The sequence below is a fragment of the Streptomyces sp. NPDC059909 genome (genome assembly GCF_042730885.1).
GTDB lineage: Bacteria > Actinomycetota > Actinomycetes > Streptomycetales > Streptomycetaceae > Streptomyces.
Genome location: NZ_JBHWKX010000064.1, coordinates 1 through 23,886 on the forward strand (window position 1 = coordinate 1; position 23,886 = coordinate 23,886).

The following is a 23,886-nucleotide window of genomic DNA, read 5'->3' on the forward strand; positions in this document are numbered from 1 at the left end:
GACAGCTGCATCGATCGGCGGAACCACCCGAGCATGCCCGTTGATCATGCTGTCGCACCGGGAAACTCCAAGATCCCCGACAGAGTCAAGCTCAGGCCAGGACGGCGCGCTTGCAGAGGAGAGCGGCTTCATCGATGAGGGGCGCCGCTGACCTCCTCTGGCCTCGGCCGCCAGACCGGCCCTGGCACCTCCCCTCGAAACCTGGCCTCGGATCCCGGGCAACCGAATCCGCAGAAACGGTGGTCTGGAGGGCGAGGAGGGTGCTTGATGCAAGCCGAGCAAGACGCTCAGTTCCAGGAATTCGTCAGAGCGCGGTGGTCCCATCTCGTGCGGACCGCGTATCTGCTCACTGGCGACGTGCACCACGCCGAGGACCTGACACAGACGGCGCTGGCGAAGGCGTACCGCTCATGGCGGCGCGTCTCGCGCAGCGACAGTCCGGAGGCGTACATCCGCCGGATGCTGGTCAGCTGCAACAGCGACCGGTTCCGCAAGCGGCGCGTGACGGAGGCGCTGACCGCCGCGCCGCCTGAGGTGGCCGGGCGCGACGAAGCCGTCTCGTGGGCCGGTGAGCGGAGCGCCCTGCTCGCGGCGCTGGCCCAACTTCCGTCCAAGCAGCGGGCGGTGGTCGTCATGCGCTACTGGGAGGACCTGTCCGAGGCGGAGGTTGCCGAGGTGCTCGGCTGCTCCACCGGCACGGTCAAGAGCCAGGCGTCCAAGGGACTGGCGAAGTTGCGTACACATCCGGGGCTCGCGCAGGTCATGGACGGACCTGACCGCCGCCAGGTCCCGTCCGGGCAGGGAGGCATCAGGTGAACGAGGAGCAGAAGCAGCAGGAGATGGGAACCGGCGGGGACTTCGAGGCGCAGCTGCGCGGGCTGCTCGCTGAGGACGCGTACACGATCCGGCCCTCGTCGGCACCGTATCCGGCGATCCGCCGCCAGGGCACGGTGGAGCGGCGGCGCCGGGTGGCGGCGGCCGGGGCGGTCCTGATGACGCTGGCGGCGGTGCCCGTGGGGGCGTACGCGCTGGTGGGCGGGGACACGGGTGGCGACACGGCGGCGCCGACGCCGTCGTTCAGCGCCACGCAGCCGACGGCGGCGCCGACACCGGCGCCGTCCGCGTCCCCGTCGGGGCCCGCGCGGCCGGCCACGGACGGCCAGCTCCTCGACGGAATCACCTTCGAGCAGGCCACCGAAGGGCTGGAGAAGTGCCTCGCCTACGACCGTGGGCACCAAGGCATCAAGGGCAAGACGGACCTGGGCTCGGCCGACGGCTACCGGATCATCCTGGCGATGAAGAGCACCGGCGACTCCAACGCGCCCGGCGACGGCATGTTCGTCGTCGCGGTGAAGGAGAAGCCACAGCAGACCCGGCTGATCTGCAGAATCAAGGACGGCGAGGCCCAGGGCATCAACACCAGCGTCGGCGCCGACGGTCCGCCGGACGCCGGCCCCGTGATGGCCGACATCAACGGCGGCAAGCTCTACCAGCAGTCGTTCCTCGACCGCGGCAACTGGAAACTTCCGTTCCGCTGGGGCGCCATCGGCCGGGCCGAGCCGTCGGTCGCCCGGGTGACCGTCTCCTACGGCGACGCCACCAGCCAGGCCGTCCTGGACCACGGCTGGTTCGTCGCCTCCGGCGTCCTGAACCAGCAGGTCTCCGCGGCCCCGCACATCAAGGGGTACGACGCCGACGGCGAGCTGGTCTACGACTCCGACCAGGACAAGGGCTACCAGAAGACGCTGCCGTAGCGCCGCCTCCGGGCCGGGGGGCGCGGCACAGGGGACTGCGCCCCCCGGCCGGATCCAGTGGGAGTACCTGCCCCAGGAGCTGGGCTTCGGGTCGGGGATGACCTGCCGGCGGCGACTGGCCGCGTGGAACGAGGCCGGCGTGTGGGACCGGCTTCACACTGTCCTGCTGACGAAGCTGCGGGCGGCTGTCCTGTGACAGCGAACCTTGACCGATGCCATCGAAGTCTGACGACCGGGCAGTTCGTGTCGCCGAAGCTTGACCGGACGGAATTCCGCAGCCCACACCGGACAGAGCGGCTAGCGTGGCGTGGTGTCGTCGGCCCTGAACGGGCCGCCGTGGCCGGGCACGATCAGGTCCGCGGCGGTCAGCACCCGGAGCCGGGAGGCGCGCAACACCTCACGGTCGGGGGCTACTGGGTCGTCCGCCGGGCCGTCCGCGTGCCACCACAGGTCACCGGCGAAGGCGACCACGCCCGAGTCCGTGCCCGCCAGCAGTGTGATGTCCTCGGCGCTGTGGCCCGGGGTGCGGATCAGCCGGAGTGACGGGGTGAGTTCGTAACCCTCCGCATCCCGGTTCCTCCAGAGATCGCCGAGGTACTCCACCTTGTGGTCGTGCACCCGGGCCCGTCCGAACAGGCCCACGTTCATGGTGTTGTCCGGGTGGTGGTGGCTGAGCACCACGTCGGTGATGTCGTCGGGGCCGAGCCCCAGCTCGTCGAGCGGGGCGAGGATACGGTCGCGACTCGCCACCATGCCCGGGTCGAAGATCACATGCCGGCCGGCGTCGGATACGTAGGAGACGGTGGCGGCGACTCCGGGGCCGGTGGAGCCGACGTATCCGGTGGTCAGGATCGTGTACACGGCGCTGCGGCCGAGCGGTGCGTCTGTCATGTCCTCAATCCTTCCGGGCAGGCCGATCGTTCACGAGTGGCACAGCTGCCGCTGATCGCAGGATTAGTGCCACACTGCACGTGTGCCTCCCTTCGTGACCGTCGCCGCGTACACCCCGCCCGGAGTCGGCATGCTCGCCGTCGGCATCGTCACCGAGGTCTTCGGCCCGCACGGCGAGACACTGCCCGGCTTCGACTTCGCCCTGTGCACCGACCGGCCCGGACCGGTCCCCACTGACCTCGGCTTGGCCCTCACCATCACCCACGGCCTGGACCGGCTCGCCTCGGCCGATCTGGTGATCGCCCTGCCGTGGGCCGGCTTCCGCACGCCACCCACTCCCGCCGTGCTCGATGCACTGTCGGCCGCACACGAGCGCGGCGCACTGGTCGCGGCCCACTGCGTCGGCGCTTTCGCGCTCGCCGCCGCCGGACTGCTCGACGGTCGGCGGGCCACCACCCACTGGCGGTTCGCCGAACTGCTCGCCCGCCGCCACACCAACGTCACCGTCGAACCCGACGCCCTCTACATCGACGAAGGACGCATCATCACGGGCGCGGGAGCCGCCGCGGGCTTCGATCTCTGCCTGCACCTGCTGAGGCGGGAGTACGGAGCCGCGATGGCCAACGCCGTTGCCCGGGACGTGGTGCTGCCCTCCCACCGCGACGGCGGGCAGGCGCAGTACCTGGCCGCCCCCGTCCCCGAAGACTGCCGCGACGAGCGTCTCGCCGAGGTACTCGCGTGGGCCCGCGAGAACCTCCACGAGCCGCTTCCCGTCGCGGAACTGGCCCGGCGTGCCTTGATGAGCAAACGCTCCTTCGCCCGCCGCTTCACCGCCGCGACCGGCACCACCCCCCACGCCTGGCTGCGGAGCCTGCGTCTGAGCAGCGCCGAGGAGCTCCTGGAGACCACGGACCTGCCGGTCCAGGAGATCGCCCACCGCGTCGGATACGGAAGCGCGGCCGTCCTGCGCGAACAGTTCGTGCGCCGCCGGGGAGTGCCGCCCCACTCCTACCGCCGCTCCTTCACGAACGCGCCGTAACGAACAAGGCGAGCCAGGCGGGCCAACGCCGCTCCGAGCAGGGCCGCCTCCCACTCCCGCAGGCACCTGGCTACGGCATGAGCTGCGGAACTCCTTCCGGTCAAGCTTCGATGGCACGGACGCCCGGTCGTCAGACTTCGATGGCAATCGGTCAAGGTTCGCTGTCACAGGACAGCGGCCAAGCAACTGGACTGGTCCCGGGCGGTGATCGACTCCAGCCACGTGAGGGCCGCTCGGCGAGGCCCAAAACCGTTGCGGCCCGAGAGTTCGACCTGGTGATCAGCCTCTTCGCCCGTGCAGGGCACGGACCGGACCCGCAGGTCGAGCACGTGGTCTCCGAGATCCCAGACGCCCCCCTCACAGCCGGGCAGATCCTCACGGTCCAGCAGCTCGCAGTCAGGGCCGCGCAGGCCGTGCGGGAAGGGCGCACTACGTTGCTCTGCTGCCACTCCGGCTACAACCGCTCCGGCCTCGTAGCCGCGCAGGCGCTGATTGAGCTGGGACACGACACCACCGCAGCGATTTCCCTCCTTCGGCAGAAGAGATCCCCGCGAGCCTTGAACAGTCAGACCTTCGAGCAGTACCTCACCACGGGGCTTGACGTCGCCTACCTCTTGGCGGGACTTGAAACGCCCTCCTGACACAGCCTGGTCGGGGCCGAAGAACAAGCCAGGTGGCTTTGGCCTGAAGGCACGAGCGGGTCAGCCCGCATCGCAGCCTGTCCGCCACTGCAGGCCGGACTGGCGAGACGGGACGAGGACCTCGTCGGCGGTCTTCGTCCAGACGAACGGGCGGGGTTGTTGTTCCAGTCGGTGCGTCGGGCTCGGAGGATCGTCAGCTCTTACGAAGCAGTGGTCTTCTGGCCTCGTTCCTGCTCTGGGCCAGATCGATTTGAAGACGAACCAACGCTGGTTCCGCGGCGGCTGCGACAGGTCCGACAACTTTGAGGTGCGACGCAGACTGTCACCGGTAGCCATGTCGCTTTCAGTCGGGCTCGCCGACGATGCCGAGTACCAGTGCCAGGCGTCGCTTGGGTACCGAGCCGAACTTCCGGCGGACGTTCATCACGTAGTTGCGCGCGGTGCCGACCGTGATGCCCAGATGGTCGGCGATCTCCACCGCGGTGAACCCCTGGGCCGCCAGTAGTGCGACGTCGCGCTCGCGGGGGGTCAGTCCGGCGTTCACCTGATGGCGCTGGTTCTCCGGTACGTGGAGCAGGCCGTGGTGCAGGGAGCGGTCGCGGGCGAGCGTGGCGAGGGATCTGTCGGCTCCGGTCGAGGTGAGGAGTTGGGCGGCGCGGTCGCGGGCGTGGGCCTGTTCGAGCCGGGAGGGGGCCACCTTCGCGGCGGCGTGGTAGGCGCGGCCGGCGGTGATGGGCTCGCCCATGTCGGCGAGGGCGTCCGCGCCCTTGATCAGAGAGGTCCAGCCGCGCTTGCCGGCGAGATGCCCCTCGACGACCGAACGGATCGCGGCGGCGCGTGGATAGGGCGACCAGAGCCGGGACATGGCGGCGGCCTCGTCCCTTGCCGCGGCGGGTGCGATCTCGGCCAGCGCGAGCAGGGCGTCCTCCCAGCCGAAGTGGTGTTCCGCCTCGCGCGCCTTCCGCAGGATCCGGGGCAGCCCGCGCGCCGGGCGCGGCTCGCGGCGCGCATGCCGTATGTAGGCAAGCGTTGCCGCTGCGCTCGCGCCGCACGGAGGCGAGGTCGCGTACGCCACCTCGACGACCTCCTCGAGGTTGTCGTGCTGGAGGCGTCGGGCCGTCTCGAACGTCACCGCGGCGGCGACAGCACTGCCGAGTTCGCGGATGCCCGGCGCGACGCCGGCCATGGCGACCCCAGCCTGCTCCCTCGCGGCGTCAAGGTGCCCCGTACGGTGACGCACGAGCGCCTCGACCGCGGCGAACTTGTTGACCCAGGGCCCGCGGCCCACCACTCGGCCGCGGGCGACGGCCTCCAGGGCAGTGTGGTAGTCCCCGAAGTACGCGCAGGTCAGCGCCCAGTTCAGGTAGTTCAGCGAGGCGATCTCCCCGGTGACCGCATCGAGGTCGGCCGACAGCAGCGAGACGGCCTGCCGCCAGCGCTTGGGTGCGCGCTTGCGTCCCTGGTAGGTCTCGACGGCGGCGAACATGCCGGCGACGAGGGCGATGATCCATGGCTCGCCGGACTGCTGGGCCAGGGCCAGGCCCCGGCGGGCGAGTTTTCGCCGGTAGGCGGGGCTGAGGCCGGCGTCGGCGGGGAAGGACATGCGGCTCAGGGCGAGGGCCTGTCCCCCGATGTCTCCTGCCGAGGTGAACTCGAAGAGGGCGCGGGTGCCGTACTCTGCCATCGCCTTGCCCCGGGCGGCCCGTGCCTGGGCGAGAAACACCGCGCCGCGTGCGCGGGGGGTGTGGCATGAGGCGGCCAACTCGTCGAGGAACGCCCAGGGGCCGGGGCCGGGCGCTCCCCACCGGGTGAGCAGGGAGACCATTTCGGCGAGGGCGACTCGGTCGTCGTCGGCGAGCCGCGGCAACTCCGCCAGGGCGTACAGCAGCGTGCCCAAGCCGAGGTCGGCCCGGCCGGCCAGCCCGGCCGACTCCGCGTGCCGAAGCTGTTCCTGGACGACGGGCGAAACATTCTTGGCGAAGTACGCATGGGACGGGACCGGCAGGAGCGGGCGTGCTCCGGACGCGTTGGCGTTCATGGTGACAGCAAGAATAGGTGCAGTTTCTGGATTGTCCAGGGGGCTGAGCGCGGGCTTTCATGGCCGATTACGGGGGGCATCCCTTCCAGCTGAGGAGTGCCCATGAACGGATCCCGCAAGTTGGTCGCATCGGCGCTGACCGCAGCGCTGATCGCGACGCCGACGGTCGCCTACTCGGCGACCGATGACCAGTTGTCCGTACCGGCGTTGACCATCGCCGGTGACGTACCGCAGGATTCGATGGACGTGCGGCGTGACCTGCCTCCCCTGTCGCCCACGGAGGCGCAGCGCGCCGCGGTGTCGGCGCTGCTGAGATCCGCACCGGACGGCATATCGCCGCGAATAACCTGGAACACCACCTACGGCACGCCTCGGGCCGTGCGGGCGCCCGGCGGCTATCTCACCGGTCCTCAGGCCGGCGAGCCGCTCGCCATCGCGAAGGGCTGGCTGCAGGCGAACCGCGCGGCGTTCGGCCTGTCGGCCGCGGACGTCGAGGCGCTCGCGGTGCGGCGCAACCACGAACTCCCGGGCATCGGCGCCCGGGTGGTGAGTTTCACGCAGACCTTCGGCGGCGTCGAGGCCGTGCACGGTGGCGTGCTGACGGTGACCGTGGCCAAGGACGGCCGGGTGCTGTCCTACGCCGGTGATCCGGTACGGAGCGGCGGCCTGCTCGCCGGATTCGACAGGTCTCCGGCCGACGCGCTCACCGCCGTAGTGTCGTCACTGGCCCCTTCTTCCGGCTTTGTCCCGCTGCCGACGGGTGAGACCCAGGCCGGCTACCAGGTGTTCGCGGCCGGGCCGTTCGCACAGGTTCAGCGGGTCCGCAAGGCCGCCTTCCCGACGGCCGGCGGCGCCCGCCCGGCGTACAGTGTGCTGTTCGTCAACAGCCTCGACGAGGCGTGGGGCGTGGTCGTCGACGCGGCGACCGGGAAGACGCTGGCCCGGCACTCCCTGGTGCAGCACGAAGGCCCCCTGGAGCCCGAGGGCACGGTCTACGAGAACTTCCCGGGCGCTGCGCAGGGCGGCGGGCCGGTCATCAAGAGCTTCGGCCCGAACGCGTCGTCGCCCGGCGGCTGGGTCGACCCGACCGGGGCCCTGGGACTGCCGGGCCCCACCACGCTCGGCAACAACGCCAACACCTTCGCGCAGTACACGGCACCCCTGGCGCCGACCGACGAGCACAACCGGCCTGTCAGCCCGACGGCCCAGTTCAACTACGCGTACGGCGCCAACTGGGCCCGTACCAAAGGCCAGACGCTGCCGCCGTCGTACGTCCTTGACCGCGACCCCGCGGTGACCAATCTCTTCTACCACCACAACCGGATCCACGACGAGTACTACCGGTTCGGCTTCACCGAGACGGCAGGAAACTTCCAGGTCAACAACTTCGGCAAGGGCGGCCAGGGCGGCGACCCGATCAGCGGTCTCGCGCACTCCGGCGCCGCGACCGGTGGCGCGCCGACCTACCTCGGCCGGGACAACGCCAACATGCTGACCCTGCCCGACGGCATCCCGTCGTTCTCGAGCATGTATCTGTGGGAACCGATCAACGATGCGTTCGAGGGCCCGTACGCCGACGGCAACTTCGACCAGACGGTGATCCAGCACGAGTACAGCCACGGTCTGTCCAACCGGTACGTCGGCGGCGGCGGGCTCGGCTCGCTCGGCGGTGAGCAGTCCGGTGCGATGGGCGAGGGCTGGGGTGACTGGTACGCCATCAACCACCTGGGCCGCGAGGGGCTCTACGACAAGGCCGTGGTCGGCGAGTATGCCGTGGGGAACGCCGAGCGGGGCATCCGCAACTGGGCGTACGACAAGAGCCCGCTGACGTACGGCGACTACGGCTACGACATCACGGGTCCCGAGGTTCACGCGGACGGCGAGATCTGGACCGCCATGCTGTGGGACCTGCGTCGCGCCCTGGTCGACCGGTACGGCACCAAGGCGGGCAGCGACATCGCCGAGCACCTGGTGACCGACGCCATGCCGCTCTCCCCGCCGTCGCCGTCGTTCCTCGACATGCGCGACGCCATCCTCGACGCGGACACCCTCCGGTTCCACGGCGACAACACCGACACCATCTGGACCGCGTTCGCCCGCCGCGGCGCGGGCCGTTCGGCCGCGACCGCAGGTCCCGACGACTCCGACCCGAAGCCGGGCTTCGACCATGCGGCCCCGTCGCGCAACGGGATGCTCGCCGTCAAGCTGGTGAACGCCTCCACCGGCGAGCCCGTCGAGGACGCCCGGGTGATGATCGGTGAGTTCGAGGCCCGGGTGACACCGCTCGGCACGTCGGGCTCCGGCGGTGTCGTCTCGGCGCCGATGGTCGACGGCGCGTACACGGTGACCGTGCAGGCGCGCGGCTTCGGCATCCAGAAGTTCCGGGGCTTGTCGGTGCAGTCGGGCAGGACGACCGCTCGGACCCTCAAGCTGGCGCCGAACCTCGCCTCGAAGCACAACGGCGCGACCGTCGTGAAGACGTCCAGCCAGGACGACGGCCTTCCCGCGAGCTTCCTGATCGACGACACCGAGGCGACCGCGTGGAAGACCAAGGACCTGGGCGAGCCGTACAACGCCGGCGCGCACCAGGTCGCCGAGGTGAAGCTGGCCAAGGAGGCGCAGGTCTCCAGCGTCGCGGTCAGCACGCTCAAGCCGACGACGGCCGGACGGTTCAACGTGACCAAGGACTTCACGGTCCAGACCTCGACCGACGGTGTGCTGTGGAAGACGGTCAAGGCGGGCACGTTCGGTGCGCAGGCTCCGCGGCCGACGGCCCCGGACATGCTGATCCAGACCCTGAAGCTGGACACGCCGGTCAGGGCGAGCCACGTCCGGGTCTTTATCGACTCCATCCAGGGCGAGACGAAGACGTACGCCGTGCTGTCCGAACTGCAGGTGTTCGGCAACGCCTCCGGTGTCGAGCCGCTGCCGTTCACGCCGGACGCACCGGTCAGCGAGTCGGGAACGATCCAGGCCGGTGAGCCGCAGGGACTGTGGTACCTCCCCGGCACCGAGCCCTACCGCCCCGGCGTGACCGTGGCCTCCTGGCAGGCAGCCTGCGGCACACCGCCGGCCGCTCAGGGCACCGATGCGTGGATCACGAAGCTGCCGGCCGGCTGGGGCGACGGACTGCACGTGGCGTCCTACACCGAGCCGGAGAGCCAACTCGGCGAGATGCAGATGTTCTTCTACGACTCGGCGTGCAAGCCGATCACCGGCGACTTCGCGATCCCGGGCCAGAAGGCCGTGATCGCCCCCGGCGCGGCCTACGTCGGGCTGCTCTACCTGTACGGCACGGACTACCAGTTCACACTCACCGCGCGGCAGGCCGGCTGACCATCGGTGCTCCCGTCCGTCACCCAGGAGAGGAACACATGTCCTACACCAGCAGATTCACTGTGGTCGCGTCGCTTCTCGGCGCCGCCCTGTTGAGCACATCGGCTGGCCTCGCGCATGCCGGCACCAACGACCCGCTGCGAGGCGACCAGTGGAGCCTGGACCAGGTCCGCGCCGAACAGGCGTGGGCCACCAGCACCGGCACGGGTGCCGTCGTTGCCGTCGTCGACACCGGGGTGGACCTGAGCCACCCCGATCTCAAGGGCAACCTGGTGGCCGGCGCCACGTTCACCGGCTGCGGCAAGGCGGGTGGGCCCTGCGGGAACGGCGACTTCCGCGGCCCCGACGGGCAGAACAACGCCGACGAGCACGGCACCCACGTCGCCGGCATCGTGGCCGCCGTCGCCAACAACGGCACCGGTGTCGCCGGTGTCGCGCCGAACGCCAAGATCATGCCGGTCAAGGTCCTGGAGGACGGCAGCGGCACCTTCGAGGACATCGCCGCCGGCATACGGTGGTCGGTCGACCACGGCGCCGACGTGATCAACATGAGCCTTGGCGGGCTCGCGGGAACGCAGGTCCTCACCCTCACCGGCCTGGAGTCGTCGGTGACCGAAGCGATCGCGTACGCCAACGCGCACGGCACCTCGGTCATCGTGGCCGCCGGGAACTCCGCCACCGCGATCTGCAACACCCCGGCGTGGGAGCCCGGCGCGATCTGCGTGGCCTCGACCGACCGCAACGAGCTGAAGAGCTGGTTCTCCGAACTCCCGAACAAGCCCGACCTGAAGGCCGTCGCCGCACCCGGCGGCGCGGGACTCGTCTCCTGCAAGGACGACATCGTGTCCACCGTGCCGGTCGGCACCGGATCCGCGTCCTGCGGCCAGAAGGACTACGACTACTACGCCGGCACATCCATGGCCACGCCCCACGTGGCGGGTGTCGCCGCCCTGCTCTTCGCCCAGGGCCGGACTCTGGCCAACGTCGAGGACGCGCTGCTCGACACGGCCCGCCAGCCGGGCACCGGCCTGACGGGGGTCTACTCACCGGCCTACGGCTGGGGCATCGCGGACGCCGCCGCCGCCGTGAAGTATGCCGGCGCGGCCGCCGGCAAGGGCCGTAAGGGCGGTACGGAGAAGCGCTGAACCGATCGGTCTCCATCGCTCGACGTTGGACGTTGGGGCGGCCACCCGTGTGTCCTGGGTGGACGCCCACGTACGGGGAAGTTGCGCACGTCGATCGAGGTGGTGGTACCCGAGCAGGGCTATCCCCTCACCTGGGCCGAGCGGCTGATCCGCCAGCTTGCGGCAGCTCCAGCAGATCTGCACATCGAGACACTTGTCGAAGGCCAGGACGCGGACCGGTTACCGTGGCGACCATTGCTGGCTTGACCTGCGAAAACAGCCCTTGCTGACCATGTCCTGTGGTGGTCGGAAGGCGCCTCGGTCGACCGCTGCCCACCGATGTGAATGGCACGTGGTGGCACGGCCGGGTGGCACGTCGATCCAGGACTGAGGAAAGCCGGTTGGGCGGCACGGCGGGGAGGTGCGAGGCCCGGGTGGTGAGGGCGGGGGAGCGATTTCCTTGCGACCGTGCTCCCGCAGCCAGCTCGGTGCGGGAGCGCGGTCGGGTCCGTGTCTGTCAGATCAGACGTTCTCCTTCCGTGCCGCCAGCAGTGGTCTCAGGGCGATCAGTGCTCCGATGACGAAGACAGCCGTCGCCAGGTAGATGAGGCCGAGATGGCCGAGGGTGTCGAGGTTGTAGGGGTAGTGGGCGGGCAGGGCGACGGCCAGGCCGAGCACGGGGACGGCGACTGCGCTGACGTAGGCCCACAGGAGGCCGCGGCGTACGCCGAACCAGGCGAGTGCCGCGGTGGCCAGTCCGGCGGCCGCGATGAAGCCGGACACGGCGATGTGCAGGTGTGAGATGTACTCGTACAGGTCAGGGCTGAACGCCTTGATCTCGGGCTCGCCGACATCGACCTCGCCTGGGCCGATGCCCAGCTCCAGGAACGATCCGGTGAGGTTGCGGATGAAGAAGATCACCGCGTATCCGATGAATGCCAGGCCGGCGAGCGCCATAAGGCCGGAGCCGAGACGGAGCGCGCCCGGGCTCGTCGTGGCCGGGGTCGTGGTCTGGTGGATGATGTTGGTCATGGCTGCCTCCTCGGCGGTCGATCGGCGGAAGAAGTGGTCCACGGCCCGGGTTTGGCCGCGAGCAGCGAGATGCTTCTGACCCCGTACCGAGCGCTCGCCCCGCGCGCCCGTGAGGAGAGGAAGGCGTACGGGTTCTGGCGGACCCTGAGGACCTTCAGTCCTGCGTCCTCGATCATGTGACGGTAGGCGTCCTGCTGAGCGGCTCCGCCGATGCACGAGGCCCGCAGGTCGGCGTCGTCCGTGGGGCCGCGGCGGGGTCCGGTGCCGAGGCCCAGCCCGACCGGCCGTCGCGCTTTGCGGAGTTGCTCGAGGGTGAAGTCGATGCTGATCACCCGGCCCATCGGCCCGGTCTGCAGTGAGGCGCAGAAAGCGTCCATTCCTGAACCGCTGCCCAGGTCGATCACGTCTTCCCCGGGCCGGAGAGCGGCAAGGTCGAAGAAATAGGCGACGCCGGCGAAGGATTCGACCGCTTCTACCGGGACCTGGTCGAGCAGGTCGGCGGGGTAGCCGAGGCGGTCGGCGAGTTGCCGGCCCATCTCGAAGTGATAGGGGCGCTGCGGCTCCTCGGCCACATGCCGGTAGAGGTCCTTGACCTTGACTTCAAGCACCGCGGAGTCCACTGCGGTCATGGCCTCCACGCCCTTCGGGGTTCTTCGGCCCGTGGCTTCCTTCTGGCTATGGAGACGCCTGAGTGCCGAGTGTCATTGCATCTGGATGAAACGCAATAAAATGGCCGCCGGGACCGTCTTGTGGATGTGGTGTCAGTGCAGGTCGTCGGGGCGGATCGAAGGGAAGGCTTTCGCGAACTGGTGCGAGAGCAGCTTCCCCGCCTCTACTGGGTCGCCCGGGCTCTGGTCGGCGACGATGCCGAGGACGCGGTCCAGGACTGCATGGTCAAGGCGTTCGAGAGATTTGATCAGTTGAACGATCCTGCGGCGGGCGCCGCATGGCTGCGCAGCATCCTGGTCAACTGTTGTCGCGACCGCCTTCGGGCCACTGCCCGGCAGCCGGACTCGGTGGACTTCGAGGAGGCCGAGAACTTCTCCCTCTTCCGCAAGATCGCGTACGAGGATCCATTCCCCTACTCGGACTCACTGCATCTGGACTTTCTTGAGGAGTTCGGGCGGGAGGACGTGCACGCTGTGCTGCGCCGGCTGCCCGAGCTCTACCGGGTCCCACTCGTCCTGGTCCACATGGACGGTTTCCTGGTCAAGGAGACTGCCGCGATCCTCCAGGTGCCCCGGGAACCGTGCTGGCGCGCCTGCATCGGGGGCGGAAGTTGTTCGAGAAGCAGATGTGGGACTACGCGCAGGAGAACGGACTGCTGAAGGAGGGTGTGCGTTGATCAGCTGCTCGGATGCGGTGAAGCGGCTCTGGGAGTACCTCGATGACACGGTCGGCCAGGCCGAGCACGAGGAGGTCGACGAACACCTGTCGCTGTGCCGTCGCTGCTGTGGTGAGCTGGAGTTCGCCGTCGAGCTGCGGCGGCTCCTGGCCGCATCGGGTCGCAGGGACATCCCGGACGACGTCATGCGGCGCCTGAACCAGACTCTGAACGAGCTGGACTGATGAGCCGGGACCTGATGCACAGCGCCGAAGTGAAGCAACTGGTCCAGGACGCCTACCGGAACATCCCCGCCACCACGGCCGCCGTGGCCCACAAGCTCTACAGCGCTGAGGAGTTGGCCCAGGTTCCCCAGCGCGCGATCGACTGTGCCCTCGGCGTGGCCGACCACCTCCGCTTCGCCGCTATCCACCTCGGTGAGACCGTCCTCGACCTCGGCTGTGGCGGTGGTATCGACACCATCCTCGCCGCTCGGCGCACCGGCCCCGCCGGCCGGGTGGTCGCTCTCGACTTCCTGCCCGAGATGCTCCGGCGCACCGCCCGTGCGGTGGCCGAGGCGGGCCTGGACAACGTGGAGATGCTGGAGGGAGAGATGGAGGCCATCCCGCTCCGGGACGATCAGGTGGATCGGATCATTTCCAACGGCGTCATCAACCTGTCGCCCAGGAAGGCGAGGGTGGTGGCCGAGTGCGCACGGGTTCTCCGCCCTGGAGGGAGGCTCTGCGTCTCGGACCTGACGGTCGGACAGGACGAGCTTCCGCCGGAGATCCTGACGCAGCCGACCGCATGGGCGGGGTGCGTGGCCGGCGCGCTGGCCGAGGAGGAGTTCGTACGAAAGCTTGAGCGGGCGGGCTTCCGGGACATCCACGTGCCGTACCGGCAGCCGATGAGCGTCGACGACTGCGCGCTGTATCCCCTCTTCAGCCCGGAGACGATCCAGCTGATGAGGGACCTCATCCCGGCGGAGAAGCAGCAGGCTGTGGCTGTCTCGATCGTCGTTCGGGCGGAGTTCGCGGGGAGCGGCCCTGCGCCTGCACGTCCATGAGTGACATCCGCGCGCAGTGGGCGGATGCACCTCGATGAACAGCGCAGTTGATCAGTCTTCAAACGGGTCTTCCAGTTCCTGGAGCCGTTCGGCAATGTCATCGGACCAAGTCTGAGCCCACCGGCGCAGTTCGGTGATCGTGTCGTCGTCGAGTCCGTAGGCAGCGAACTCGGTGTCGTCGATCCAGTCGGCTCCGGAGAGTCGGGCCTGGAGGTCTGTGAGGTCGAAGGTGTCGCGTGCGTGGCGGCGGCCGAGCTCTTCGAGTTCGATGTGACTCCAGCGGTCGGCCGCGGCTCGGACGTCGATGAGATCACGGGCCAGGCCCCGGTCGGCCAGTGCGCGTACCTTCGTGCCGACCACGTCCTCCAGCGAGAGCGCCAGCCCGTGCTCGGTTTCCACAGGAGGACGCCAGAGCGCTTCCTTGAGGATGTCGATCTCGCATTCCTCTCCGGTGGCGGGGTCAGTGACGATCAGCCTCGCGGAAAGCGGATCTGCCTCCAACGCCCGGACGCCCCAACCGCGTTCTTCCAGCCCGGCGCGCACGTTGGCGGCGATGTGCTCCATCGGCTCCGGATTCTCGGTGGCGACGTCGAGGTCCTGGCTGAGCCGGTTGACAAGACCGTGTGCCTGGACGGCGTAGCCACCGGTGAGTACGAGCGGGTAGGCATTGCCGACTGCGAGGACGTCCGCGAGCAGGCGGCGGCGCAGCTGCGTGAGGTTCACGCGGCGGTCCGGGCGCTGGACGCCAGCTCGGTGAAGGCGCTTTCCCAGACGTCGCGGATGTCCCGGCTGATCAGCGTGCGCAGGACGGGCCACATGCCGATGAGCAGTTCCCGATTCAGACAGCGGACCAGATCATCGTGCTGTCCCTCGGCCAGAACGATCCTGTAGCAGCTCATCCGCAGCCGCGGCTGGTCGATATCGAAGTGGGACAGGCCGGACCACGCGAGGTGCAGCGGGAGGTTGACCGTGCCGTGTGCGGGGCCGTCGAGCTCCGAGAGCTCGGCGGGAAGCCGCCGGGCGAATCTGGCGCGGCGTAGTTCTGAGACGCTGGGCGTGGCTGCCATGCCTTGATTATTCCGCAGGAGACCTGGCGGCCAGGTGTTCCTGCACAAGGAACGCCGGGCTCAGGGCTTCAGCCTGATAGAAGTGAGGGCACCGACGGCGTAGGCACAGGTCAGGGGTGCACGCGCGGACGAACCGGAGGGATCAACGCGCAGCTCGTGCCCTTCGCGTGCCCTATCTCGGAGGCGCAAAGGGGGCGATTCCGGCGTTCAAGTGGTGGGTCCACCTGAACAACAAACAAGCTCCAGGCCGCCGACCTGGAGCTTTGTCATGGAGCGGGTGACGGGAATCGAACCCGCGCTCTGAGCTTGGGAATCACTGACGCCCAGCTCGATCATCTCACGTCTGAACTGCGGAAACATGCTCTGGTGGCGCTCATTCCGCAGGCTGGTGGACACCCGTGCCGACCGCTGGTAACCGCTCTGAAGGGCACGGTTGGGGCATGAGTGAGGACGACCGTCCTTAACCCTCCGACGGCCCACCGGGCGGCCGCGACCACGCCCAGAAGGAGCGGCGGTGCCAGCCACCAAGGGCCCATGGCGCGACTGCTTGGAGCGGGTGAGGCCGGCTCTGAAGGGCACGCTTGTGGCACGACGCCGTGGCAGGCGGTCTCCTTCCAAGTGCGACGCGCGGGGCCGCGCCCGCATCGGCGGGGCCCCGCGTTGTCAGCGGCCCCGTTCCGGGCCGCGCCCGCTGCTCACAGTCCTCCGGTGTACTCGAAGATGTAGAGCCCGTGGTCGCGGTCGGACGCGGCGACGTACTCCTTGGCACCCGACTCGAAGACCTGGGCGCCCCAGAAGTTGTTGCCGCCCTCGTCGATGTAGTGGCCCACCTCGACGATCTCGTCGTCGACGATCTTCGCGACGCGCAGACCGGCCGCGTAGTACGAGAAGTAGAGCAGGTCGGCCCGCTTCTCGGAGACGGCCACTTCATGGATGGAGAGATCGCCGGATCCCGTCGCGTGGACGGGGTCGTGCGCCTCGGGAACGGCGTAGGTGTCCAGCTCGGTGAGCTTGCCGCTCTCGTTGCGGTAGAGGTGCGCGTAGCCCCAGCCGTCGAAGTACGACGAGAAGGCCAGCCGGTCGCCCTTGGTGCCGAGCGCCACCGGCAGCTGCGCGGGGCCCGTTCCGGCCAGGCAGGCCGCTTCGTCGTAGGGCTGCCTGAAGATGGCGAAGCCCTGGCCGCGCGGTGCGACGCCGAAGGTCGGGATGTCGCCCTCGACGCTCATTCCGAGTGTCTGGTCGCAGGCGTCCGTGCCGGTACGGTTGAAGATGAGTACGGCGTCGTAGCCGCCCGCGGCAATGACGCTCGAGACCTTCTCGGTGAAGGTGCACACGCCGCGCTCGACGACGGCGACGTCCACGGCGTTCGGGTCGCCGGCGGGGACCGCCGGGTCGCCGATGCAGGCGCGGCCCACGAAGACGGAGTCGCCGGTGATGGTCCGGCCCTCTTCCAGGCGCGTGGTGTTGCTGCCCTGGCTGGCCGTCAGCTCGGTGCCGTCGGTGAGGTTGCGGGCGGTGAGCGCATACGGCCCGAAGTCCTCGTCGGCGCCGATGACGTACTTGTTGTCGAGGGTGAACTCGGCCTGGTGGGCGTTGCCTTCGGGCGCCACCTGGAAGCCGCTCTCCAGCGCCTCGGGGTCGAGTGCGGCGAAGTCGGTGTCCCCGAGGTAGGCGACCTTCGTCGGGTCGGTCACGTCGAGGGTGACGTAGCCCGCGTCCCAGTAGGAGGCGAGCATGATCTGGCGGCCGCCGATCTGCTTGACGACCATGTCGTGCAGGAAGATCTCGGTGAGGTTGGGCGGGGCGTCCTGGACGATCTGCGGGAACGCCTCGTCGAGGTCGTACTCCGCGATGACCTTCGCCTTCTTCGGGTTGGTGATGTCGACGATGTCGACATCCGGGCCCTCTTCGTTGTCGACGATGACCGCGTACGCCTTGTCGCCCGCGTCCCAGGCGTAGACGCTGTGGATGTCGTTGGAGTCCTTCTTGCCCTGGCCCATGACCGTGTGGTCGCCGACGCCTTCGGCGAGCGGTGTCGGATGGGCCGGGTCGCTGACGTCGTAGATGTTCATGCCGCCGAAGCCAGCGGCCTCCTTGCACTTCTCGTTGTTGCTGACCAGCACGTCCCCGTTGAAGTACGGGGTGTCGATGTGCAGGGTCTGGATGCCCTCACCCGGTGCGCTGCCCTCCTTCGCCTGGATGAAGGCGACCTCCTTGGGCGCGGCGGGCTTGCGGATGTCCACCACGTGCACGCCGTTGTACTTGCACGTCGCGCCGCCCCAGGCGGCGAGGTAGGCGTACCCCTCGAAGACGCCGACGTCGGCGATCTTCTCGGGCTCGACGTTCCTCAGGCCGAGTTTGCTGACGAGCCGGACGTTCTCACTTCCGGCGGGGAGATGGCCCTCGTCACCGCCGTGCTGGTGGCTGTGGTGATCGTGTGTGGCCCCGGCGTTGTCGATACCGCCGTCGTCGGCGGAGACACCGTCATGTGCTCGGGCGGCACCGGCGAAGGCGCCGGCGACGAGGCCGGCCGCGGCGAGACAACTCACGGCGCGTACGCGGACCCTCGCTCTGCCCATGGCTCTTCCCATGGCTCTCCTTGGTCTGAGAGTGAAGAAGGCGCGGGGGGCGGCGAGGGGAACGTACTCTGTGCGTGGCCTGTGTGGAAAGGGTCGCGGAGCCGCGTTAACGTGATCGTATTCACCGTTCCATGGGCTGTCGGCGGCCGTGGCGGTCGTCGCCTCTGCGGCGCACGAAAACGGCATTCAACCTTGCCAAGGGAACAGCGGGCTGAGGGCTTCTCCTGCGGGAAGGCCGTGAGCGGATACGACGCCCAGGTCATCGACACGTTCCTATGACGGGGGTGGTGAGCGTATGCCGCTCACCCAGCACTCGCGCCCTCCGCGTGCCCAACCGGGCCCCGTCGCCTCGGTCGTGCAGGTCTTTCCCCTCGCCCACGTGATCGGATTGCGCCGGCGGCTGATGGTCCTGCTTGCCGCCTCTGCCAGTGATACGCGGGGTTTCTCTGCCGTCGCGACACCACCTGAGCCGACCACGGTCGCCAAGACGTACCAGCGAAGTCGCTTCCGGCGGCCCACACGATAGAGGCAATCAGCATGGCCAACGCCGCGACCAGCACGGTCAGCGGCAGCCAGCGGCCCCGGAGACTGGTCACCGGGGCCCCGGCCGGTGATCGGCGAGGCGTTTGCGCGCCTCGGAGTAGGTGTCCGCGTCGATCTCGCCGGACGCGGAGCGGCGGTCGAGGATCTCCTCCGGTGTTTCTTCGGGTGTCTTTCCGCGGTCCGCACCACCCTGGTGGCCTGCCGGACGCTGTGCGAGGCGTACGGCCGCAGCGTGGTGACGCCGCGGGCGGTGAGTCCGGCGACAAGCAGGGCCGAGCCGGTGCGGATGTCTGTGGCCTCCACGCCTGCGCCGGTCAGACGGCACTGGGTGGGCGAGATCGTCTCGATGTCGGCGCCGAGCAGATCGCCACCGTCGACCAGGTCGACGCGCTCGCCGACGCCCTCGGTCCTCGCTGGCGGCTGATGGCTACCTCGGCGCGTACGGTCCGATGCGGCCGGAGGAGCAAGCCGAGCTGCGGCGCAAGGACATCGACCTGGACGCGATGACCGTCCGCGTGCGCATGGCCGCGCCCGAGCTGACGACGGGCCGCCGCGCTCCTGGCGACACCAAGTCGGAGGCGGGGGCACACCCTCGCGACCCGTTCCGGGGCCACGCTCAAGGACACGATGGTCCGCGCCGGGCAGTCGTCGGAGAAGGCCGCGCTGATCTACCAACACTCGGATCTTGAGCGACAGCAGGAAGTCGCGGGCGGCCTCGACAAGCTCGTGCGAGCCGCTCGCCAGAAGGGTCGTGACCAGCCTTCTGGTGCGGATCTGGTGCGCGACGCCTAGCGCGGTCTAGACAACAACAAAGCCCCGGGCTCTTGGCCTGGGGCTTTTTCGTGGAGCGGGTGACGGGAATCGAACCCGCGCTCTGAGCTTGGGAATCACCGGCATGACTACAGATGGCCGAGTGCTGACCTGCGACGACGAAGCTCTGAGCGACTCCCAAAGGGAGGGTTGGTTGACCGCTGCTGACCGCTGTTTGCCCGGCGTTCTGGCACGGCTATGGCACGGCGACCTCTTCGTCCCGAAGCAACTCGTACTGGCACTTGACCAGAGGCCGTTGTGTCTCTGAGCTGCTGCGCTGGTCCGCAACCGTCTACGCTTGTCCGCCGCTGTTCGTCGGCGTTGTCACCCAGTTAGACACTCATCGCATGCCGTGCAATGCGTGTTGCCTTTTGCCGTCGGCGTCTTGGCCCCGACCAGGTGACTGGACTGCCGCGGCGCTTGGACAGCTACCTCTTGCAGTGCTTGCAGGCTGTGAGCCCCTGCTCCCTGGCCTCGTCCTCGGGCATCGACTCCTGACCCATGTAGGTGTCCTGCTTCCCGTTGAGCGACGGACAGTCAACATCGGTGTGGTACTTGGACCGGTGGTCCCCGATGCGTACGTAGACGGCGGTCATAAGGGTTCCTTGGTTGCTTGCCTCGACGACGTGTAATCCGCTCACGGTAAGAAACACCCCATCTTGCCTGACCGCCACCCCTGGAACGAAACCCATGGGATCGGGGGCCTCTGACCTGGCCCTTAGCTGATCACCCTCGTAGTTGATCTGTCACTGTTTGTCGTCGTCGGTCACTCTCGGGCGCCCCCGTACGGCCCACAGACGGCCCGGGACGAGACACGAATGCCGCAACGCCGTGGTTGCTGTACTCCGCTGCTGTACAGCAGCCGGTTTCGCGATGTACAACGACGCCGTGACGACTCAACCAACACGGGCGATGTGGTGGGCTGAAATGGTGATCGGCCTTGCCGTGGCAGCCGTGGCCCTCACGATGATCATGCTTCTGCTGCCGCTCGCAGCCGGGCACCGGGTGACCCTCGATGTTGGGGGCTCCGCCCTGTTGATTGTCGCGTCTCTCGGCGTGGGAGTCTTTGTGAGCGGCCGGTTCAGGGCTTGGGGGTTGCATCGCCAGTCTTCGGACCACACCCCACGATCTTGAAAACCGTCGTGGCGCGAGTCACCGTGGGTTCAAATCCCACACCCACCGCCAGGTGAAACGGCCCCTGACCAGGTCAATCGGTCAGGGGCCGTTCTCTTGCTTGCTGCCCGTCCATCACCGTGGTTCCCCGCCGGTTCCCCCTAGATCGGGCACGGGAGGGGCACGGCCACTTCTGATCCGTAGCTCTAGCCGAATCGGTCAGCGACGTCCATTCCGGCCGCTACCAGGCCCCGGAGGAGCGCTACCGGACGCGGGCGGTTGCTGGGTTGCGGTACCTGGCTGCTGTACCGCAGGATCCAGGCGGGGGTGACCATGGAACGGCATGTGCTGGAATCGCTGTTGGCCGGTGATGACGAGGCGTCCGTGATAGCTCTGGCCACCCTCCGCAACGGCGCCACCTACTGGGTGGGAGACCGGGCACAACCCGCAGGCCAGCATGCCGGAGTCTTCAAGCTCCGTCTTCAGCGCATGCGGATGCACGGACTCGAACCTCGTGGACTGGAACGAGCAGTGCAGCTCGTCCGCGAACATGGCCGGCCCGTGCGCACAGGGTTTATCGATTCTGCCGATCGGACATGGACCACCCTGCTCTTCCTCACCGAGGACGGCAGCGCACTAGTGGCCTGCGCCGGCTGGCAGCTGCCGCTGGTTGTCAGGATGCTGAAGTTCATTCACGCCCAGTACGAGGCGGACAACCACGCCTATGCCGAGGTGAGCTACCGCTTCGGCGGCGATGCCCTGCTCGACAGTCACCTGCCGATGCTCGACCTTGTCAACATGCTGGCGCGGGACTACGCGGCTATGGATCCCACGGACCCACGCTTCGCCGGCCTCACATACGCCCTTCGCGTACTCGCACAGTCCTATGCTGAGCACCCCGAATACCGTGAGCAGTGGCGTCCCTAGAGTTTGATCAAGGAGACCCTTGAAGACGGTGGAGTCTGCAGCTTGGCAAAGGGCCGGAGACAGGGCGCTTGAGCACCTGTTTGGAAGACCACGTATGCGGATGCGGCCTGACCTGTGGCATTGCCGACCTGCGGGGGAGCCGCTGAGCCGCCGCCATTCCCCGAGGGTCCCCGCTCGTCTCCGACTGAACGGGCACGCAGGGGGCACGCTGCGCGGGGGATCTGGACAGCCCGGCTCCGCTCCGACATGCTGCATCGGCGATCACGCAGCTGCGGCTGCACGGTGCAGTGGGGTGGGGATTGGTGATGCGAGCACAGGCCGAGGCCTCGCCGCCGGAGCGCATCCGCTACGGGCTGACCCCCTTCCAGCGCGCGCTGCCTTTTCTGCCCCTTGCTGTCCTCGGTGTCGTCATCGAGGTCATCGAGGTCATGGACTGGATGCGAGGCGAGCCGTACAGCGCTGGGGCTGCCAACCCGTTTTGGGTGTGGATCGCCATGCCTTGGTTGCCAATGATCGTGTTTCCGCGCCATGGGATCACCCTCACGCCGTCGGCAGCCGTCGTGCACAATCTGCGCCGGCGGACCATCCCGTGGTCCGACGTGCAAGGCGTCCAAGCCGAGTCTTCCCTGGGGCAGCGGACCGTCGTGATCTACGAGGCCACCGGTCGCCGCACCCGCCTACGGGCACCCGTTACCGGGATCCTCTGCTGGGATCGCAGGTTCGAGGAGAAATTCCACGCCATCGAACGGTGGTGGCTGGCCCACCGCGGACCGGATTGGGCCCCTGTCCCACCACCGTGGGCGCGGCGGGACGGTCACTCTACGTCCGACGGGAACCCTTTCGCGCCTCCCGCGTAGCTGATGGCTGCACGTCCACGCAGTCGGTGTAGCGGCTTTGGGCTGGAGCTGCCATGGGGCGAGAGATCATGGCCCCTTACGCTGGCCGCGAATCGGGCTGGCTCCTCGCCTGCCCGCAATAGCCCGATCGGGGCCATGATCTTCGAGGCTCGCCCCATGGTGGCTGCGTAAAGCCGCGGAGCCGACCGCCCCAGCCACAGCGGGTTACCGTCTCGCGCATCTGGCGTTGCTCGCTCAGCCGCGCGGCCGGCGGAGCCGGGCCCGGAGCGGGGCGAAGACAGGAGCGTCGGGCCCGGCGGCGAGCCGGTGCCGCGCGCGGCGAGCGGAGCGAGCCGCCTTGATGAAGTAGAGAAACTCTTACCGCGCTTGGATCAGCTGCTTGCCGTCATGGCTCCGGACGTGGGGCCCGTGCCCGTCCAGTGCGTCGAGCAGCCGGACCGCGTAGACCTCGGCCATCCGCTCGCGGATCTCTTCGGGCGTGAGCCAGTCAACTGCCGTCGACTCGACCGAGGTTCGCTCAACGCCCCCGGACGGCTTGCATCGGAACACTAGGGCGACGATGCCGCGCGTCGTGTTCTTGTAGACCCCGGTGAGCTCGTCCACCTCGACTCGGATGCCGGTCTCTTCCCAGACTTCTCGGGCCACTCCGTCTTCGGGGGCCTCGGTGAGCTCGAGCACGCCGCCCGGGAGCTCCCACGTTCCGTTGTCGGCTCGGCGGATCGCCAGGAGACGCCCGTCCTCGCGTACCACTGCTCCCGCCACGGACACGGAGTGCAGTGGCGTTGACTGGGTCTCTCGGGCGCTGTTACTCATGTACAGGAGCATAGGAGAGTGAGAAGGACTATGGGAACAGCCGTAGGAGGTGGGAGGGCCGTACCTCGGTACGTTCAGATCGCCGACGAGATCATCCAGCAGATCCGGGCTGGCGTCCTCAAGCCTGGTGACATGGTGCCGAGCGAATCCGAGCTGGTCGAGCGCTACGGCGTCTCCGGCGGCACCATCCGCAAGGCCATGGTGGAAGTCCGGGCCAGTGGGCTCGTGGACACCCGCCACGGCAAGGGCTCGATCGTGAAGGACCGACCGCCCGTGCGGCTGCGCTCTTCGGATCGGTTCCGGGCATCGCACCGGCGGGGAGGTAAGGCCGCGTACCTCGCCGAGTCGGCCCAATCCGGCGCCACGGCCAAGGTCAGCGTTCTGTACATCGGCCCGATGGAGGCCCCGGAGGACATTGCCGACCGGCTCGGCGTCTCCGCCGGCACCCAGGTCCTTGCACGGCGACGGCTCTATTTCCGCAACGGCGTCCCGGTCGAGACCGCGTCGTCGTACCTGCCGTGGGACGTCGTCAAGGACATCCCAGAACTGTTCGCGGAGAACCCCGGCCCTGGCGGCATCTACGCCCGCCTGGAGGACGACGGCCACACTTTCGCCGAGTTTGTCGAGACGCTGACAGCGCGCCCGGCCGCCAAGGCTGAGGCATCCGAACTGTCCCTGAGCCCCGGCGCGCCTGTCGTTCACCTCATCCGTAACGCGGTCACCGAAGCTGGCCGGGTGGTGGAGGTCTGCGACACCCTCATGGCCGCTGATCAGTTCGTCTTCGAGTACCGCATCCCCGCTGCCGACTGACGCTCACTCAACTCTGCACAACCCGCCGGGACTTCTTTGCCCTGGCGGGTTGACTCATGTACAGGAGTCATGCACTCTTCTTCATGTCACTCATATACATAAGTGACGGAGTTCAGCACTTC

Annotated in this window: 23 protein-coding genes and 2 pseudogenes; 16 read left to right on the forward strand and 9 right to left on the reverse strand. The window is 68.5% G+C overall.

Annotated features, from left to right (window positions below):
* Window positions 1-267 precede the first annotated feature (267 nt).
* The 3 genes and pseudogenes from ACFV9O_RS31165 to ACFV9O_RS31175 form a co-directional block, all read left to right on the forward strand.
* Complete coding sequence (locus tag ACFV9O_RS31165) at window positions 268-816, forward strand: SigE family RNA polymerase sigma factor (RefSeq protein WP_385423695.1); 549 nt, start codon at window positions 268-270, stop codon at window positions 814-816.
* Window positions 813-1,754, forward strand: coding sequence for a hypothetical protein (locus tag ACFV9O_RS31170; RefSeq protein ID WP_385423697.1), 942 nt, complete (start codon window positions 813-815; stop codon window positions 1,752-1,754). The genes ACFV9O_RS31165 and ACFV9O_RS31170 overlap by 4 nt, the downstream gene beginning before the upstream one ends.
* 52 nt (window positions 1,755-1,806) lie before the next feature.
* Window positions 1,807-1,941 (forward strand): annotated as a pseudogene (locus tag ACFV9O_RS31175) (transposase); the annotation flags it as partial.
* 110 nt (window positions 1,942-2,051) lie between these two features.
* Here ACFV9O_RS31175 and ACFV9O_RS31180 read toward each other — a convergent pair.
* Window positions 2,052-2,645, reverse strand: a complete 594-nt coding sequence (locus ACFV9O_RS31180; protein WP_385423699.1) for an MBL fold metallo-hydrolase — start codon at window positions 2,643-2,645, stop codon at window positions 2,052-2,054.
* 130 nt (window positions 2,646-2,775) lie between these two features.
* On the opposite strand from ACFV9O_RS31180, the gene ACFV9O_RS31185 reads away from it, so the two are divergent.
* Window positions 2,776-3,684: a GlxA family transcriptional regulator gene (locus ACFV9O_RS31185; protein ID WP_385423775.1), complete on the forward strand. Its 909-nt coding sequence runs from the start codon at window positions 2,776-2,778 to the stop codon at window positions 3,682-3,684.
* Window positions 3,685-3,959: 275 nt separating this feature from the next.
* Window positions 3,960-4,325: a protein phosphatase gene (locus tag ACFV9O_RS31190; RefSeq protein ID WP_385423701.1), complete on the forward strand. Its 366-nt coding sequence runs from the start codon at window positions 3,960-3,962 to the stop codon at window positions 4,323-4,325.
* 343 nt (window positions 4,326-4,668) lie between these two features.
* Here ACFV9O_RS31190 and ACFV9O_RS31195 read toward each other — a convergent pair whose 3' ends face one another.
* A complete protein-coding gene (locus ACFV9O_RS31195; protein WP_385423703.1) occupies window positions 4,669-6,363 on the reverse strand; it encodes a LuxR C-terminal-related transcriptional regulator in 1,695 nt (564 codons plus the stop codon).
* A 102-nt stretch (window positions 6,364-6,465) separates the two neighbouring features.
* Between ACFV9O_RS31195 and ACFV9O_RS31200 the strand changes: the two genes are divergently transcribed.
* The 3 genes from ACFV9O_RS31200 (at window position 6,466) to ACFV9O_RS31210 (ending at window position 11,090) form a co-directional block, all read left to right on the forward strand.
* A complete protein-coding gene (locus ACFV9O_RS31200; RefSeq protein WP_385423705.1) occupies window positions 6,466-9,699 on the forward strand; it encodes a M36 family metallopeptidase in 3,234 nt (1,077 codons plus the stop codon).
* Between the two features lie 38 nt (window positions 9,700-9,737).
* Window positions 9,738-10,844: a S8 family peptidase gene (locus ACFV9O_RS31205; protein ID WP_385423707.1), complete on the forward strand. Its 1,107-nt coding sequence runs from the start codon at window positions 9,738-9,740 to the stop codon at window positions 10,842-10,844.
* Window positions 10,845-10,925: 81 nt separating this feature from the next.
* Window positions 10,926-11,090, forward strand: coding sequence for a hypothetical protein (locus ACFV9O_RS31210; RefSeq protein ID WP_385423709.1), 165 nt, complete (start codon window positions 10,926-10,928; stop codon window positions 11,088-11,090).
* Between the two features lie 255 nt (window positions 11,091-11,345).
* Here ACFV9O_RS31210 and ACFV9O_RS31215 read toward each other — a convergent pair whose 3' ends face one another.
* Together ACFV9O_RS31215 and ACFV9O_RS31220 are read right to left on the reverse strand one after the other, a co-directional pair.
* Window positions 11,346-11,855 carry a hypothetical protein gene (locus tag ACFV9O_RS31215; RefSeq protein WP_385423711.1) on the reverse strand — a complete coding sequence of 170 codons (510 nt, stop codon included), beginning with the start codon at window positions 11,853-11,855 and terminating at the stop codon, window positions 11,346-11,348.
* Entirely contained in the window at window positions 11,852-12,484 is a 633-nt protein-coding gene (locus ACFV9O_RS31220) for a methyltransferase domain-containing protein (protein WP_385423713.1), read from the reverse strand. Before ACFV9O_RS31220 ends, ACFV9O_RS31215 begins: the two co-directional genes overlap by 4 nt.
* Window positions 12,485-12,664: 180 nt before the next feature.
* Between ACFV9O_RS31220 and ACFV9O_RS31225 the strand changes: the two genes are divergently transcribed.
* Genes ACFV9O_RS31225 through ACFV9O_RS31235 form a run of 3 tightly spaced genes read left to right on the forward strand, consistent with a single transcriptional unit; the run spans window position 12,665 to window position 14,245 of the window.
* Window positions 12,665-13,183 (forward strand): RNA polymerase sigma factor, encoded by a 519-nt coding sequence (locus ACFV9O_RS31225; RefSeq protein WP_385423715.1) that lies wholly within the window; start codon window positions 12,665-12,667, stop codon window positions 13,181-13,183.
* A 13-nt stretch (window positions 13,184-13,196) separates the two neighbouring features.
* A complete protein-coding gene (locus tag ACFV9O_RS31230; RefSeq protein ID WP_385423717.1) occupies window positions 13,197-13,424 on the forward strand; it encodes a zf-HC2 domain-containing protein in 228 nt (75 codons plus the stop codon).
* The gene (locus ACFV9O_RS31235) at window positions 13,424-14,245 is read left to right on the forward strand and encodes a methyltransferase domain-containing protein (RefSeq protein WP_385423719.1); all 822 of its coding nucleotides are present in this window, start codon (window positions 13,424-13,426) and stop codon (window positions 14,243-14,245) included. Before ACFV9O_RS31230 ends, ACFV9O_RS31235 begins: the two co-directional genes overlap by 1 nt.
* Before the next feature lie 51 nt (window positions 14,246-14,296).
* Here the strand turns inward: ACFV9O_RS31235 and ACFV9O_RS31240 are convergent, their stop codons facing one another.
* From ACFV9O_RS31240 to ACFV9O_RS31250, 3 genes are all read right to left on the reverse strand, one after another.
* Window positions 14,297-14,968, reverse strand: a complete 672-nt coding sequence (locus tag ACFV9O_RS31240; RefSeq protein ID WP_385423720.1) for a nucleotidyl transferase AbiEii/AbiGii toxin family protein — start codon at window positions 14,966-14,968, stop codon at window positions 14,297-14,299.
* Window positions 14,965-15,312 (reverse strand): transcriptional regulator, encoded by a 348-nt coding sequence (locus ACFV9O_RS31245; protein ID WP_385423722.1) that lies wholly within the window; start codon window positions 15,310-15,312, stop codon window positions 14,965-14,967. Before ACFV9O_RS31245 ends, ACFV9O_RS31240 begins: the two co-directional genes overlap by 4 nt.
* A gap of 695 nt (window positions 15,313-16,007) precedes the next feature.
* Window positions 16,008-17,891 (reverse strand): PA domain-containing protein, encoded by a 1,884-nt coding sequence (locus ACFV9O_RS31250; RefSeq protein ID WP_385423724.1) that lies wholly within the window; start codon window positions 17,889-17,891, stop codon window positions 16,008-16,010.
* Window positions 17,892-18,794: 903 nt separating this feature from the next.
* On the opposite strand from ACFV9O_RS31250, the pseudogene ACFV9O_RS31255 reads away from it, so the two are divergent.
* Window positions 18,795-19,226, forward strand: a pseudogene (locus ACFV9O_RS31255) (site-specific integrase); the annotation flags it as partial.
* A 446-nt stretch (window positions 19,227-19,672) separates the two neighbouring features.
* Here the strand turns inward: ACFV9O_RS31255 and ACFV9O_RS31260 are convergent.
* The gene (locus tag ACFV9O_RS31260; RefSeq protein WP_385423726.1) at window positions 19,673-19,840 is read right to left on the reverse strand and encodes a hypothetical protein; all 168 of its coding nucleotides are present in this window, start codon (window positions 19,838-19,840) and stop codon (window positions 19,673-19,675) included.
* A 277-nt stretch (window positions 19,841-20,117) separates the two neighbouring features.
* On the opposite strand from ACFV9O_RS31260, the gene ACFV9O_RS31265 reads away from it, so the two are divergent.
* From ACFV9O_RS31265 to ACFV9O_RS31275, 3 genes are all read left to right on the forward strand, one after another.
* On the forward strand, window positions 20,118-20,378 hold the full coding sequence (locus ACFV9O_RS31265; RefSeq protein WP_385423728.1) for a hypothetical protein: 261 nt from the start codon (window positions 20,118-20,120) through the stop codon (window positions 20,376-20,378).
* Between the two features lie 312 nt (window positions 20,379-20,690).
* Window positions 20,691-21,284: a DUF6221 family protein gene (locus ACFV9O_RS31270; protein ID WP_385423777.1), complete on the forward strand. Its 594-nt coding sequence runs from the start codon at window positions 20,691-20,693 to the stop codon at window positions 21,282-21,284.
* A gap of 305 nt (window positions 21,285-21,589) precedes the next feature.
* Complete coding sequence (locus tag ACFV9O_RS31275) at window positions 21,590-22,141, forward strand: hypothetical protein (protein ID WP_385423730.1); 552 nt, start codon at window positions 21,590-21,592, stop codon at window positions 22,139-22,141.
* Between the two features lie 357 nt (window positions 22,142-22,498).
* On the opposite strand, the gene ACFV9O_RS31280 is transcribed toward ACFV9O_RS31275, so the two are convergent.
* A complete protein-coding gene (locus ACFV9O_RS31280) occupies window positions 22,499-22,966 on the reverse strand; it encodes an NUDIX hydrolase (RefSeq protein ID WP_385423732.1) in 468 nt (155 codons plus the stop codon).
* Window positions 22,967-22,984: 18 nt separating this feature from the next.
* On the opposite strand from ACFV9O_RS31280, the gene ACFV9O_RS31285 reads away from it, so the two are divergent.
* Entirely contained in the window at window positions 22,985-23,764 is a 780-nt protein-coding gene (locus tag ACFV9O_RS31285; RefSeq protein WP_385423734.1) for a GntR family transcriptional regulator, read from the forward strand.
* Window positions 23,765-23,886 lie beyond the last annotated feature (122 nt).